This window comes from Micromonospora sp. NPDC049662 (assembly GCF_040675055.1).
In the GTDB taxonomy this organism is placed as follows: Bacteria; Actinomycetota; Actinomycetes; order Mycobacteriales; family Micromonosporaceae; genus Micromonospora.
The window spans coordinates 171050-184562 of the sequence record NZ_JBFAOC010000006.1; the positions used below are offsets into that span (position 1 = coordinate 171050).

At 72.7% G+C, this 13513-nt stretch carries 9 protein-coding genes; 5 read left to right on the forward strand and 4 right to left on the reverse strand.

The annotated features are described in order from the left end of the window. Positions 1 to 14: 14 nt before the first annotated feature. On the reverse strand, positions 15 to 1460 hold the full coding sequence (locus tag AB0J36_RS07285) for an alpha-amylase family glycosyl hydrolase (protein WP_357132411.1): 1446 nt from the start codon (positions 1458 to 1460) through the stop codon (positions 15 to 17). Between the two features lie 276 nt (positions 1461 to 1736). Here AB0J36_RS07285 and AB0J36_RS07290 point away from each other — a divergent pair, with 276 nt between their 5' ends. The 5 genes from AB0J36_RS07290 (at position 1737) to AB0J36_RS07310 (ending at position 9634) form a co-directional block, all read left to right on the forward strand. Next, positions 1737 to 3371, forward strand: a complete 1635-nt coding sequence (locus AB0J36_RS07290; protein WP_363660265.1) for a hypothetical protein — start codon at positions 1737 to 1739, stop codon at positions 3369 to 3371. Next, entirely contained in the window at positions 3371 to 4834 is a 1464-nt protein-coding gene (locus AB0J36_RS07295; RefSeq protein WP_357132418.1) for an NADH-ubiquinone oxidoreductase-F iron-sulfur binding region domain-containing protein, read from the forward strand. The genes AB0J36_RS07290 and AB0J36_RS07295 overlap by 1 nt, the downstream gene beginning before the upstream one ends. Before the next feature lie 68 nt (positions 4835 to 4902). Next, entirely contained in the window at positions 4903 to 5481 is a 579-nt protein-coding gene (locus AB0J36_RS07300) for a thioredoxin-like domain-containing protein (protein ID WP_357132421.1), read from the forward strand. Continuing rightward, a complete protein-coding gene (locus AB0J36_RS07305) occupies positions 5478 to 6392 on the forward strand; it encodes a cytochrome c biogenesis protein CcdA (protein WP_357132424.1) in 915 nt (304 codons plus the stop codon). The genes AB0J36_RS07300 and AB0J36_RS07305 overlap by 4 nt, the downstream gene beginning before the upstream one ends. A gap of 98 nt (positions 6393 to 6490) precedes the next feature. Next, positions 6491 to 9634, forward strand: a complete 3144-nt coding sequence (locus AB0J36_RS07310; protein ID WP_363660266.1) for a discoidin domain-containing protein — start codon at positions 6491 to 6493, stop codon at positions 9632 to 9634. Positions 9635 to 9694: 60 nt separating this feature from the next. On the opposite strand, the gene serS is transcribed toward AB0J36_RS07310, so the two are convergent. The 3 genes from serS to AB0J36_RS07325 all read right to left on the reverse strand — a co-directional run bounded on the left by serS (position 9695) and on the right by AB0J36_RS07325 (position 13478). Further along, positions 9695 to 10981: a serine--tRNA ligase gene (serS, locus tag AB0J36_RS07315; RefSeq protein ID WP_357132430.1), complete on the reverse strand. Its 1287-nt coding sequence runs from the start codon at positions 10979 to 10981 to the stop codon at positions 9695 to 9697. 96 nt (positions 10982 to 11077) lie between these two features. Then, positions 11078 to 12178 carry a MerR family transcriptional regulator gene (locus AB0J36_RS07320; RefSeq protein WP_357132433.1) on the reverse strand — a complete coding sequence of 367 codons (1101 nt, stop codon included), beginning with the start codon at positions 12176 to 12178 and terminating at the stop codon, positions 11078 to 11080. Between the two features lie 25 nt (positions 12179 to 12203). Beyond that, positions 12204 to 13478, reverse strand: a complete 1275-nt coding sequence (locus AB0J36_RS07325) for a saccharopine dehydrogenase NADP-binding domain-containing protein (RefSeq protein WP_363660267.1) — start codon at positions 13476 to 13478, stop codon at positions 12204 to 12206. Positions 13479 to 13513 lie beyond the last annotated feature (35 nt).

Sequence of the window (13513 nt, forward strand, 5' to 3'; positions counted from 1 at the left end):
GCCCCGGGAGTCGGTCAGAGCCGCGCGCCGATGTGGATGGCCACCGCGTCGTGCGCCGGCACGTTCGCGGCGAACCAACCGTTGCCGTCCACGGTGATCACCGGGCCGCTGCACGATCCGTTCGCGTACGTGCCGTGGATGACGTCGCAGTACCGGCCGGCGGGTAGTCCGGTGTAGTACGAGCGGCCGTTCACCGCGGCATCCTCGTCGTTGACGGTGACGTAGCCCTTACCGCTGCGGCTGAACGCGATGTGGTTGTTGCCGTTGTCGTACCAGTTGGCCACGCCGGCGCCCTCGGTGGCGTTGCGGAAGCCGACCATGTTGGCGATCACCGGCCAACGGTGCTCGCACTCCCAGCCCGAGTAGCAGGTGGTGTTGAGAGTCTTGTTGCTGCCGTCCGAGGGCGGGCCGGCGTCCCGGTCGCTGAAGGTGTAGCTGGACATGACGGTCGGCGACCCGTACGGCCAGGCCAGCATGAAGGCGTTCGCGAGGGCGTAGATCCCCCGGTCGCGGTAGGTCAGCACGCCGCTGGAGTCGCGCTGGGTGTCGTGGTTGTCCACGAACACCGAGGCCGAGCCGGAGGGCAGGTGCCCCCAGCCCTCGCCGAAGTTCTTCAGGTAGGCGAGCCGCTCGGAGCGGAACACCCGGGCCAGGTCCTTGCCGTAGCGGAACTCGTGCACGTCGCCGTTGCCGGTGTACTCGGTCGGCTGGACCGGCTCGCCGGCACCGTAGATGACCTCCTGCACCACGTACACCGAGCGGGACAGCTTGCTCCTGATGGCGGCGATGTCGGCGGCCGGCATGTGCTTGCTGGCGTCCATCCGGAAGCCGTCCACACCGAGGGACAGCAGGTCGTTGAGGTACGACGCGATCTTCGTACGGACGTAGTCCGACTCGGTCTTCAGGTCGGACAGGTTGACCAGCTCGCAGTTCTGCACCTCGTACCGGTCGTTGTAGTTGGCGATGTCGTCGCCGCCGTTGCGTCCGCAGTGGTGGAAGTCCTGGGTCTGGTAGATGCCCGGGTAGTCGTAGTGCGCGTACGACGAGCCGGCCCAACCGGTGCCGCCGTTGTCCTGGCCGGACATGTGGTTGATGACGGCGTCGACGATCACCTTGACGCCGGCCGCGTGGCAGGTGTTCACCATCGACTGGAACTGCGCCCGGGTGCCCTTGCGGGACTCGATCCGGTAGCTGACCGGCTGGTACGCCATGTACCACTGGTTGCCCCGCACGTGCTCCTGCGGGGGCGAGACCTGCACGTAGCCGTAGCCCTTGGGGCCGAGGGTGCTCTGGCACTCGCTGGCGACCGACGGCCAGTTCCACTCGAAGAGCTGGACGATGACCTTCTTGGCGCCGGACGGGCTGGCGGCGGCCGGGGACGCCGTCGCGGTGAGGGGAACCAACAGGCTGGCGACCAGGCCGAGGGCGAGGATCGCCGAGCCGCGTCGACGTTGGCGCATCGGGACTCCTGACGGGAGCGGGGGTGGGGGTGGTGGTGCCGGGGGGAGCACAGGGCTGCTCGGATCTTGCAATACGTGCTGAAAATTTGCCGAAAGGTTACAAGCGTGTTGCAAGGACTGTCAATGCATGGACCTGCGTCACTGCCTGCCACGTGCGGGGAGCGTGCACAACGCACCGGGACGTCACTTGGTTCGATGGCGGCCCAGAATTTTTTCCCCCCGGGTGATCCGCGCGCGCCGCCGGTCCGTACTGGATGGGGGAGCAGGGGTCGGCCGGTGGTACGCCGCCGCGAGACGATCGAGGAGCAGATGGCCCGGGCAAAGCAGAACCAGAAGGCCGCCGAGGTCCGGACCAGCACCAGCAGTCGGGGGGTGCGGACGCGGTCCCGCTCGGCGACGACGATGCTGATCGCCTCGTTGCTCGCCGCCTTCTGGGCGGCGACCATGCTGACCGGCGCCGGTCAGATGGCGTACGCGTACGGCTTCTTCTTCACCGAGTTCTTCGCGGGCGTGATCGCCCTGGTGTCGCTGAGTCTCACCGTGATGCTGGGACTGCTCGCCACCGACCGGCTGGTGCTGAACATCTCGCACCGCGTGCTGATGCAGTCCGCGCACCGCGCCACCGGCGTCCTGGGTACGGCCGGACTGGTCTTCCACGTGCTCACCAAGATCGCCACCGGTCGGGCCGCGGCGACCGACTCACTCGTGCCGTTCATCGGTGGCCGAGGGCTCTACGTCGGCCTCGGCACCGTGGCCGCCCTGCTCATGGTCAGCGTGATCTGGACCGGCATCATCCGGGCCCGCTTCGCCGGCGTCGGTCCGAAGTGGCTGTGGCGCACGCTGCACTCCGCCGCCTACCTCGCCTGGCCGTTCGCGATCTTCCACGGCCTCAACGCCGGTCGGGCCGCGGCGTCCTGGGTGGTCCTCAGCTACTTCGCGTGCGTCCTGCTCGTCGTGTTGGCGCTGCTGGTGCGGCTCTCGGTCACCATCGGCCGGCGCAGTCGCGAGCAGCAGCAGGCCGCCGTGCGCAACGCGGCGATGGCCGGACGGGCCACCGACGAGGGCCGTGGACGCTCGCTGCTGGCCGGCCTGGGTCGCCGCCGCGAGAAGAGCGAGGACAAGCGTCCGGCCTGGGCGGAGGCCACCACCGCCACGTGGACGGCGCCGACCGGTCCGCGGCGGCGGGACCCCGAGCGGTTCACCGTTCCGGTGGTGCCCGAGCCCGGTTCGCTGGTCGAGCCGGTCCGGCCGAGTCGCCGTCGCCGCGACGAGGAGCCCGCCGCCCGGCAGGACCGCCGCGAAGAGATGGAGACGACGGCGACCCGCCGCTCCGCCCGCCGCAACGACGAGGAGGAGATGGAGCCCGTGACCCGGCGGCGCGCGTCGCGCAGCCGCGACCGGGACGAGGAAACCGCCCCCACCCGGCGGCGGCGCGCCGAGGAACCGGCGGCCGAGCGGAGCGGACGACGGTCCCGCACCGAGGACGAGGGCACCCGGTACTCGGCCCCGCCCCGCCGGGCCACGGACGAGCCGGAGGAGCCGTGGGACAGCCCGCGCCGCTGGCAGGCCGGCGAGCCGATCTCGGCCGGCCCGGTCTCGGTCGAGCCGATCTCGGCCGGCCCGATCTCGAGCAGCCCGATCTCGGCCGGTCCGATCTCGGCGGCGCCGCGCAGCGGCAGCGGCCGGCACAGCGCGGAGGACGACCTGCCGGAGGAGCCGGACTACTGGCGCCCGCCGGCCCGGTACGTCCCCGACGAGGTTCCGCCGCCCGTCGACGACACCCCGACCCTGGTCGACCTGGCATCTCGTCGCGCGCGGCGGGCCGAGGGCCGGTCCGCCAAGCGCCGCAAGGCCAGCGCGGACGCCGTGGACGGGGCGTACTGGGCGGGTCTGCGGGGTGAGGCCAAGTGATGCGGACGACCGTGCCTCCGGTGGCCTGTGTCGGTGAGCCTCGACTGACCGCCGGGTTCGCCGAGTTCGGACGCCTCGACCTGGCCGCGCACGAGGAGGTGCACGGACCGATCGGCCCGATGGAGCCGGCGCAACTGCTCCGGCTCGCCGAGGGCATGCAGCTCAAGGGCAAGGGCGGCGCGGGCTTCCCGTTCGCCCGCAAGATGCGCGCCGTGCTGGAGTCGTGCGAGCGGCAGGACCTCTCCGCGGTGGTGGTGGTAAACGCCACCGAGGGCGAGCCGGCGAGCTGGAAGGACAAGGTGCTGCTGACCCGCGCCCCGCACCTGGTCCTCGACGGCGCGGCGCTGGCCGCGTACGCGCTGGACGCCGACGAGATCGTCATCGGCGTGGCGGACGACGGGGTCGGCCGGGACTCGCTGATGGAGGCCCTCGACGAGCGCCGGATGCCGGTGCCGACCACCATCGTCACCGTGCCGCACCGGTTCATCTCCGGCGAGGGTGGCGCCCTGGTCAACGGGATCAACGGGCTGCCGCACATTCCGCCCGGCACCAAGAAGCGCTCCAGCGACTCCGGGGTCAGTGGCCTGCCCACCCTGTTGTCCAACGCCGAGACGTACGCCCAGCTCGCGGTCGGCGCGCGACTCGGCCCGTACGAGTACGCGGCCCTCGGCACCGACGACGAGCCGGGCACCGTGCTGCTCACGGTGACCGGCGCGGCGGCCCGGCCGGCCGTGGTGGAGTGCACCGCCGGCATGCCGCTGCGCGACGTCCTCGACCTGTGCGAGGTCCCGGACGTGCAGGGCATCCTGATGGGCGGCTACCACGGCAAGTGGATCACCGCCGAGGCGGCCGAGAAGGCCGAGGTCTCCCGCAAGGGCCTGGCCGCGGTCGGCGGCACCCTGGGCGCGGGCATCATCATTCCGATCGGCGTGGACACCTGCCCGCTCGGGGAGGCCGCGCAGGTGGTGCGCTACCTGGCCGGCGAGTCCGCCGGCCAGTGCGGCCCGTGCAAGATGGGCCTGCCGGACCTGGCCCGCGCGGTCGACCTGGCCGTGGCCGGCAGCCAACCGGCCGACGTCGTCCGCGCGGCCGCGGGCGAGGTCAAGGGCCGGGGAGCATGCAGCCACCCCGACGGTACGGCCCGGTTCGCGCTCTCGGCGATCGAGGTCTTCGCCGAGGACCTGCGGCTGCACAGCACCGGCGACGGCTGCGGTCGGCGGGTCAAGGGCGTCATGGGGCTGCCCGGCGCACCCGACCCGAACCCGCAGAAGCTCACCCTGGACTGGTCCCGCTGTGACGGGCACGGCCTCTGCGCGCACGTGGTGCCGGACTTCATCCGGCTCGACGCCAACGGCTACCCCGCCTTCCCCGCCACGCCCGTGCCGACGTGGCTGCGCGAGGGCGCCCTCAAGGCGGTCAAGGTCTGCCCGGAACTCGCCCTGCGCCTCGCCAAGGCCGAGTAAGGAACGGCACCTTTTTACCGCCTCGTGTATAGCAAGGGGCCCTTCCTTACGACTGTGGAGGAGCACGGATGCGCAAGCGGATCGGGCCGGCGGCGGCAGCAGTACTCGTCGCCGCCCTGCTCGCCACGACGGCCTGTACCGGCACGGTGCCGCCCGACGCTGCCGCCGCCGGGACCGCGCCGGCCCCGACCAGTTCCCCGACCCCCTCGGCCGGGGCGTCGTCGGCCCCGGCGGCCCCGGTCCCGGACACCCTGCGCTTCACCGGCACGACCCTCGCCGGCAGCGCCTTCGACGCGACGCGACTGGCCGGCCGACCGGTGGTGCTCTGGTTCTGGGCGCCGTGGTGCGCCACCTGCGCCAGCCAGGCCTGGACGGTGGCCGAGATCGCCCCGAAGTATCGGGACACCGTGCCGATCGTCGGCGTCGCCGGGCTGGGCGAGCAGCGCGACATGAAGAACTTCGTCACCGAGTTCGACCTCGGCGACATGCCCCAGATCGACGACCGCAAGGGCGTGCTCTGGAAGCGGTTCAAGGTCACCGAACAGAGCATCTTCGTGATCATCGACCGCGACGGCAAGGTCGTCCACCAGGGCTTCCTTGACGGTGAGTCACTCACCGCCCGGGTTAGCGCGTTGGCCGGGGCGTGACCGGCCCGCTGCTGCTCGCGCTGACCGCCGGCATGCTCGGCGCGGTCAACCCGTGCGGATTCGCGTTGCTGCCCGCGTACCTCTCACTGTTGGTCGCCGGAGCGTCGGACGCCCGCGGCGCGGTCGGCCGCGCGCTCACCGCGGCGGCCGGGCTCACCCTGGGGTACGTGGTGGTCTTCGGCGCCTTCGGTCTGGCGCTCGCGCCGCTGGCCGGCTGGCTGCGACCCCGGCTGCCGTGGCTGACGGTGGTGCTCGGGCTGCTGCTGGTGGCGGCCGGTTGCTGGCTGCTCGCCGGCCGGCGACTGCCCGCGCCGGGCTGGACCGCTCGGGCGCCCCGGCTGACCAGGTCGTGGCCGTCGATGGCGCTGTTCGGGGCGGCGTACGCGCTGGCCTCGCTGGGGTGCGCCATCGCGCCCTTTCTGGCCATCGTGGTGACGAGCCTCCAGGCCGGCTCGACCGGGCGTGGGCTGGCGCTGTTCGGCGCGTACGCCCTCGGGATGGGTCTGGTGGTCGCGGTCGCCGCGGTCGGGGTGGCGCTGCTGCGCGATTCGCTGGTGGCCCGGCTGCGCGTCGCGGGCGCGCTGGTGCCCCGGCTCAGCGGCCTGGTTCTGCTGCTGGCGGGCGGCTACGTCGCCTGGTACGGCTGGTACGAGCTACGGCTGGCCGCCGGCCGGCGAGAAGCCCTCGAAGACCCGGTCATCCAAGCAGCCGCGCAGGTGCAGCACGCCCTGTCGAACACCGTCGACACCCTGGGCCCGGCGGTGCTCCTGGCCACCCTGGCAGCGCTGCTCCTCCTGGCAGCCCGCACCGCGCGCTCCCGCCGTCATGCCCGCGATCTTGCACTTTCTGTCGCCCCAAAAGACGCGGATCGGGGCATCGAGACGACAGCAAGTGCAAGATCGGCGGGGTGAGCTGGTCTAGCGCGCGGGGGGGGGGGGGTATGGGTCTTGACATCCGGAAGCGATCGTCGGAGCCTGGCTGACAACGTTGTCACCACCGAAGGGCCACCATGCGTATCTCCGAATTCGAGCTGAGCAGGCGGCGGCTGCTCATCCTCGGCGGCGCCATCGGCGCTGGACTCGCCATCGCCCGACCCGCCGCCGCCCAGGCCGCGTCGGCCGCCCCCACGCCACCGGCCGCGGCCACCGGCCCGGTTGCCCACACCTACCACTCGCTGCTGCTCGCCCACACCCGGTGGGCCGAGGAGCAGTGGGATCCGGCGATCAACGCGTACCGCCTCGCGGACTTCAGGTTCGCGGTCGTCCTCGGTAACGCCGTTCTGCTCATCTCGCCCGGGTACGACCCGGCGGCGGCCGGCGTCGACCGGGACACGCTGCACGCCCGTACCATCGCCACCATCCGCCGGTTCGCGGCCACCAACCGGCTCGCCGGCGGCACCGAGTGGGGCCGACAGCTCTTCTGGGACAGCACCTTCGAGCTGTACTTCGTCCTGGCCGCCCGACTGCTCTGGTCCGACCTGGACGAGGTGACCCGCACCAACGTCGACCGCATCGCCCGGGGACAGGCCGCGTACGCCCACTCCCTCGGCACCGGTAACGACCCACTGAGTGGCAGTTGGACGCCGAACGGCCGCACCGGTGGCTGGATCGGTGACACCAAGCTCGAGGAGATGGGGGTCTACGCACAGGCGATCGCTCCCGGCCTGGCCTGGGCGCCGGACGACCCCGCAGCCGCGGCGTGGCGCGAGCGGTTCTCGATGTGGACGCTCAACGCGACCGGACTACCGGCAGCCGACCGCGCCAACCCCGCCGTCGTCGACGGGCGGGCGATCGCGGACTGGAACACCGCCCACAACATCCACGACACGTTCCTCGTCGAGAACCACGGCTCCTTCGGCCCGCACTACCAGGAAGAACTGTGGCGCACCGGGGGTCGTACCGCGGCGCACTTCCTGACCGCCGGCCAACCGCTTCCCGAGGCACTCACCCGGCAGCCCAGCGGCGACCAACTGTGGCGGACCATGCGGCTGCTGGCCAGCGACGCCGGCGAACCCTTCATGCCGATGGTCGCGGACCGCTACCACCTGTACGGCCGTGATGTCCTACCGCTGGCCTTCCTCGCGCAGGTCCAGGGCGACCGACACGCCGCCCGGGCCGAGGCGGACCTCGCCGACCGGCTCATGCCCTACCTGAACTACCCACCCGAGAATCGGCTCACCAAGTTCAGCGGCGAGCCGAAGTACGAGCCCGAGGCCCGGGCCGAGATCGCGATCAGTTACCTGTTCCACTCCCGGCGGGCAGCCAACGGCGGCGTGGTCCAGCCGGTCGCCAGCACCACGTTCTTCGCGGCGGCTGCGGGCACCCGGGACTTCGGGGAGCAGGCCGGGCTGACCGCCCAACAAACCCCGGCCGCGTTCGCCGCGGCGGTCAGCAAGACCGGATTCGTCTCGTTCCAGTGGGCGCCCGCCCACGACAACTGGTTGTTCGACACCCGGGCCGCCTCGCTGCTGCCGAGGCAGTCCGCGCCGGTCCTCGGCCGTACCTCCGCCGCGTACACCGTGGCCCGGGACGGTGTCGACGCCACGGCGACCGTTCTGCGCGTCGCCGACGGCACCGCCGGATACGTCACGCTACCCACCGGTACGGTCGTGTACGCCACCACCGGCATCAGTGCCGACGAGGGCACGCTCACCCTGTTCAACCTGGACATGCCCGGCGTACCCGGGCTCACCGGCACCCGTACCTTCACCGGCGAACAGGGATCCGTCACCCTGGCCGGACAATCGGGCGTCGGCGACGGTGGAACCGACCAGATCAGCTTCGCGTCTCGTTCCGCCCGGTACGTGCGGATGCTCGGCCGTTCCCCCGCCACCCAGTACGGCTACTCGCTGTTCACCTTCGCCGTGCTCGACGCCGGCGGGGTCGACCGCGCCGCCGGCCGGCCCACCACGGCCTCGTCCGCCGACCCCGCCTACCCCGCGGCGCGGGCGACCGACGGCAACCCCGGCACCCGCTGGGCAGTCGCCCGGGAGGAACGCGCCCGCGCGGACAGTTGGGTCGCCGTCGACCTCGGCGAGCCGATCGACATCAGCGGCGTACGCCTGGACTGGGAGTCCGCGTACGGCACCCGCTACGTCATCCAGACCTCTCTCGACGGCTCCGACTGGAGCGACGCGGCGGCGGTGCCGGACAGCCCCACCATCGCCGGCTCCTGGCTGGACATCGACGGACGAGCGGGTCTGGTGGTCCACAACGCGCAGAACCCGATCACCGTGACCGCCACCACCGTCACCCTGTCCAGCGGGCCGGCCACCGGCAGCACCCGGCTGATCATCGAGGGGTACGCGGGCGCGAGCCGGCCGGCCCTGGCCGCCGCGGCGTCGCGAACCCTGCCCGGCGGCGGTCCGGAGGCATTGCGGGTGAGTGACGCGGACGGATACCTGAGCCTGTTCAACCTGTCCGACAGCGCCATCACGGCGGCGGCCGTCACGCTTTCGCAGCCCGCCACGCTGCGGCTGTACCACGGAAGCCAGGTCACCGGATCGGGGACCACGACCTACCAGGTCGACCTTGCCGCCGCGACCGCACGCGTCGAGCCGCCCCGCTTCACCGTGACCGCGGCACAGCCGGAGAAGGCGATTCCCGCCGGTACCCGGTTCGACGTCACCGACTCGCACCAGGTCCGAGTCACCGCGCCCGCCGGGCACATCGTGAAGGTGCAGGTGGAGTCCGCGGCCGGCGGCGCCCGCCAGCGGCTGACGGTTCCCGCCGGACACAGCAAGGACGTCGCGTTCGCGGGCGCAACGGTGACGCCGACCAGCGACCTGGCCCGGTCTCGGACGACCTACCCGACGTCACCGCTGCCGGCCGGCATGACCGACCCGTCGGCCGCCGTCGACGGCGACCCGGGGACCGCCTGGCAACCGGGCCCGAACGGCCGAATGGTGATCGACCTCGGATCGTCGCGGGAACTGGCCTCGGTCCGCCTGACCTGGACGCCCGGTCGGCGGCGGCCGATCACCGTGGCCACCTCGGCCGACGGACTCGGCTACAAGACGGTCGCCTCGGTGCCGAAGCCGAAGCCCGAGACCACCGTCACGACCACGTCCTCCGCGCGGTACCTGGCGGTCGCGGTCGCCGACTGGCAGCCCGGTGACGCCCGGCTGACCTCCGTGGAGGTGTTCGCCGCCTGAAAGTTCGAACAAACGACGGCGGGGCTGGTGCGGATCGCACCAGCCCCGCCGCCGACTGACTCAGCGCAGGGGGGTCAGCCGGTCGGTGCCCAGACGGTCCTGGAGGACCTTGGGGACCAGGACGCTGCCGTCGGCCTGCTGGTACTGCTCCAGGATGGCCGGGAAGAGGCGGCTCGTGGCCAGGGCGGAGCCGTTGAGGGTGTGCACGAAGCGGGTCTGCTTGCCACCCGGCTCGCGGTAGCGGATGGCCGCCCGACGCGCCTGGTAGTCGCCGGCCCAGGAGACCGACGAGACCTCCTTGTACTTGCCCGTGCTCGGCATCCACACCTCGATGTCGAGGGTCTTCTTCATCGAGGCGCTGGCGTCGCCGGCCGAGAGCAGCGTGCGCTGGTAGTGCAGGCCCAGCCCTTCAACCAGGCTCTCGGCGTGGGCGAGCATCTCCTCCAGCGCCGAGTCCGCCTGCTCTGGCAGGGTGAACTGGAAGATCTCCACCTTGTTGAACTGGTGCCCGCGCACCGTGCCGCGCTCGTCCGAGTGCGACCCGGCCGACTCGCGGCGGTAGCACGGCGTGTACGCGAACGCCTTCAACGGCAGCTTCGTGGTCTCCAGGATCTCGTCCTGGTACGCGCCCAGGATCGCCGTCTCCGAGGTGGGCAGCAGGAACTGCCCACGCGGCGCGGAGGCGGCGTCCAGGTGATAGACGTCGTCGTAGAACTTGGGGAACTGGCCGGCGGCGAACCCGGCCGAGTCGAGCAGCAGGTGCGGCGGGAGCAGGAACTCGTACCCGGCTTTGATGTGCTGGTCGACGAAGTAGTTGAGCAGCGCCCACTCCAGCCGGGCACCGACACCCGTGTAGATCCAGAAGCCGGAGCCGCCGAGCTTGACGCCGCGCTCGTAGTCGACCAGACCGAGCGCCCGGGACAGCTCCACGTGGTCGCGGACCTTCTCGATCACCGGTGGCTCACCGAAGGTCTTGACGACCCGGTTGGCCTCCTTGCCGCCGGGGAGGATGTCGTCGGCGGGCAGGTTCGGCAGCTCGCTCATCGCGTCGCGCAGCCGGGCCTGCACCTCGTCCAACTGGGACTCCAGGTCGGCGAGCTGCTTGCGCTCCGCCTCGGGGGCGGAGACCTGCGGCTCGGTGCCGGCGCGCTTGGCCTGCGCGTACGCCCGGGCCTCGGCCTTGCGGCGTTGCCGCTCGGCGTCGATCTCCGTGATCAGGGCGCGGCGTTCCTGGTCGAGCCGCTGGATCTCGTCCAGGGATCGGGTGACCTCGGCGGGATCCAGTCGCTTCGCCAGCGCGGTCGCCACCGCCTCGCGATCCTTCCGGATCAACTCCATGTCGAGCATGCTGCTCCGTACGCCTCCGTCCGGGGTTCACTGGTGAACCATCAGATGTTACCGTCGCGCACGTTTCCACCCGGGGACGGGGAGCGCGAGGGGTTTCTACAACCGGATCGGCATCAGGACGGAGAAGGTGTCCTCGTCGTCCGGGCGGCGTACGGCCAGCGGGGCGATCGGCCCGTCCAGCTCCAGCACCAGTTGCGGGCCGCCGGCCGCGTCCAGCGCGTCGAGCAGGTACGCGCCGTTCACCCCGAACCGCAGCTCGCCGTTCGGATCGGCGGGCAGCCCGGTCAGCTCGGTGGGGTGCAGCAGCCGCAGGCCACCCGCCTCGTCGAGGCCCAGGACGGAGACCGCCAGCGGCGTGCCCGCGTACTCGCGGGCGAGCGTGGGTGCGGCCGGGTCGCGCAGCGCGGCGCGCAGGGCCACCACGTCCACCGGGATGCGGTACGCGGCCGGCCGCGCGCCGACCGCCTCGCGCAGCAGCCGCCGGTAGTCCGGGAAGTCGTACGGCAGGGCGACGCCCGTGAGCGTCCGGCCGGCCACCATGACCCGCAGCTCAGGCCCGGCCACCGTCAGTCGTACCGGCCCGTCGTCGGTGTCCAGCAGCCGGCGCAGCCGGTCGACGAGGTCCACCGGCAGCAGCACCCGCACGGGCGGCCCGTCGACGGCGGCCCCGGCTCGGGCCAGCGCGAGGCGGTGCCGGTCGGTGGCGACCAACCGCACCCCGTCCGGCTCGACGTCGAGCAGCACCCCGGACAGGGCCGGCAGCTCCGGGTCGACGCCGACGGCGAAGCGGACCGCGTCGAGCGCGGCGGTGAGCTCGGCGGGGGAGAGTAGCAGCGTGGTCACCACGGCCGGGGCCGGATCGACCAGGGTACGCAGCCGCGTGATCTCACGGCGTGCGTCGGCGAGCCCGTCGGTCAGCCGGCGCAGGTGCGCGTCGAGCAGCCGGTGCACCTCGGCCGGCTCGGCGCGGACGGCGGCGGCGATGTCGGGCACCGGCATACCGACCCGGCGCAGTCCCGCGACCAGTCGGGCCGGGGCGACCTGCGCGTCGGTGTACCAGCGGTAGCCGGTCACCGGGTCGACCAGGGCCGGCGTCAGCACGCCCGCCGAGTCGTAGAAGCGCAGCGCGCTGACGGTCAGGCCGCTGGCGCGGGCCAACTCGCCGATGCTGTGCAGGTCGCTCACCACGTCGGGCATCCTGCCCCCTCGACCTGGTCGAGGGTCAAGCGCCCGGCCCGGTCCCACGCGCCGCCGTGTCGCGTGTCGCTCCGGCCGCCGCATCGCGTGTCGCTCCCGCCGCCGACGAGCCGGCTGCGACCTCGTCCCGTTTCAGCACCCGGAAGGTGAGCCCGGCGCGGACCAGCCGGTCGAGCAGCGCGTCGCCCATCGCGGTGACCGGGGTGAGCTGGCCGGCGGTCGGCGGCAGGTCGTCGAGCGCCAGACAGAGCGCCGACTCGGCGAGCATCTTGGCTGTCTCGTCGTAGCCCGGGTCGCCGCCGGCGACCTCGGTGACCACGCGCTGCCCGCCCCCGGTGCCGACGAACCGGACCCGGAACCAGGACGACGCCCGCTGCTGCGCGCTGGGCCCCTGCCCGGAGGCGAGCCGCCCGAGCAGCCACCGCCGGGTGGGCGGCACCTTCACCAGGCCGAGCAGCGCGCCGAGCCCCACCGCGCCGACGAGCACCGTCGGCAGCCGCTTCAGCGCCGCGAAGTGCCGGTAGCGGAAGTCCGGCCCGTACTCCGGGCGGGCCGCGGCCGACCGGCGGACCACCTGCGGATCGATGGTGGGCAGCGGCACGGTCCAGCTGCCCAGCTCCGCCGAGCGGGCCAGCCGGCCGGGCACCGCGCGGACCCGGCGGTCGGTGGGACGCGGCTCGACCGCCCGGCGGGCGCGGGCGGCCCGGCTGGCCTGCCCGGTCCGGGCGAAGGCGGTGAGCGCGGAATGGTAGGTGCCACCGGAGAACCGGGCGCCGGCGCGCACGTAACCGTCCACGGTGATCGGTTCGCCGGCCGGCAGGTGCTTGACGGTGAACCAGACGCCCAGGTCGTGCGGGACGGAGTCGAACCCGCAGGCGTGCACCAGCCGGGCGCCCGTGCGGGTCGCCTCGGCGTGGTGGCGGACGTACATCAGGTCGACGAACTCCGGCTCGCCGGTGATGTCCAGGCAGTCGGTGCCGGCGCGGGCGCAGGCCGCGACCAGCGGCTCGCCGTGGTGGACGTACGGCCCGACGGTGCTGGCGACCACCCGGGCGCTCTCGGCCACCACCCGCAGCGACCCGGCGTCGCCCACGTCGGCGTGCAGCAGCGGCAGGTCGACCAGCGCGGGTTCGATCGCGGCGAGCCGGTCCCGCACGGCGGCCAGGCGAGCGGGGTCCCGCCCGGCCAGGGCCCAGCGCAACCCGGGCGGCGCGTGCCGGGCCAGGTACTCGGCCGTCAGCCCGCCCGTGAAGCCGGTCGCGCCGAACAGCACCACGTCGTACGCCCGCTCGCCAGTCATCCTCCGAGTCTGCCACCGGTCATCGTCGCGCGCCG

Excerpts from the sequence above, each read along its gene's own strand:
- AB0J36_RS07325 (WP_363660267.1), bottom strand. The coding sequence starts at position 13,478 with ATGACTGGCGAGCGGGCGTACGACGTGGTGCTGTTCGGCGCGACCGGC.
- serS (WP_357132430.1), bottom strand. The coding sequence starts at position 10,981 with ATGCTCGACATGGAGTTGATCCGGAAGGATCGCGAGGCGGTGGCGACC.
- AB0J36_RS07285 (WP_357132411.1), bottom strand. The coding sequence starts at position 1,460 with ATGCGCCAACGTCGACGCGGCTCGGCGATCCTCGCCCTCGGCCTGGTC.
- AB0J36_RS07295 (WP_357132418.1), top strand. The coding sequence starts at position 3,371 with ATGCGGACGACCGTGCCTCCGGTGGCCTGTGTCGGTGAGCCTCGACTG.
- AB0J36_RS07310 (WP_363660266.1), top strand. The coding sequence starts at position 6,491 with ATGCGTATCTCCGAATTCGAGCTGAGCAGGCGGCGGCTGCTCATCCTC.
- AB0J36_RS07300 (WP_357132421.1), top strand. The coding sequence starts at position 4,903 with ATGCGCAAGCGGATCGGGCCGGCGGCGGCAGCAGTACTCGTCGCCGCC.
- AB0J36_RS07320 (WP_357132433.1), bottom strand. The coding sequence starts at position 12,178 with ATGCCCGACGTGGTGAGCGACCTGCACAGCATCGGCGAGTTGGCCCGC.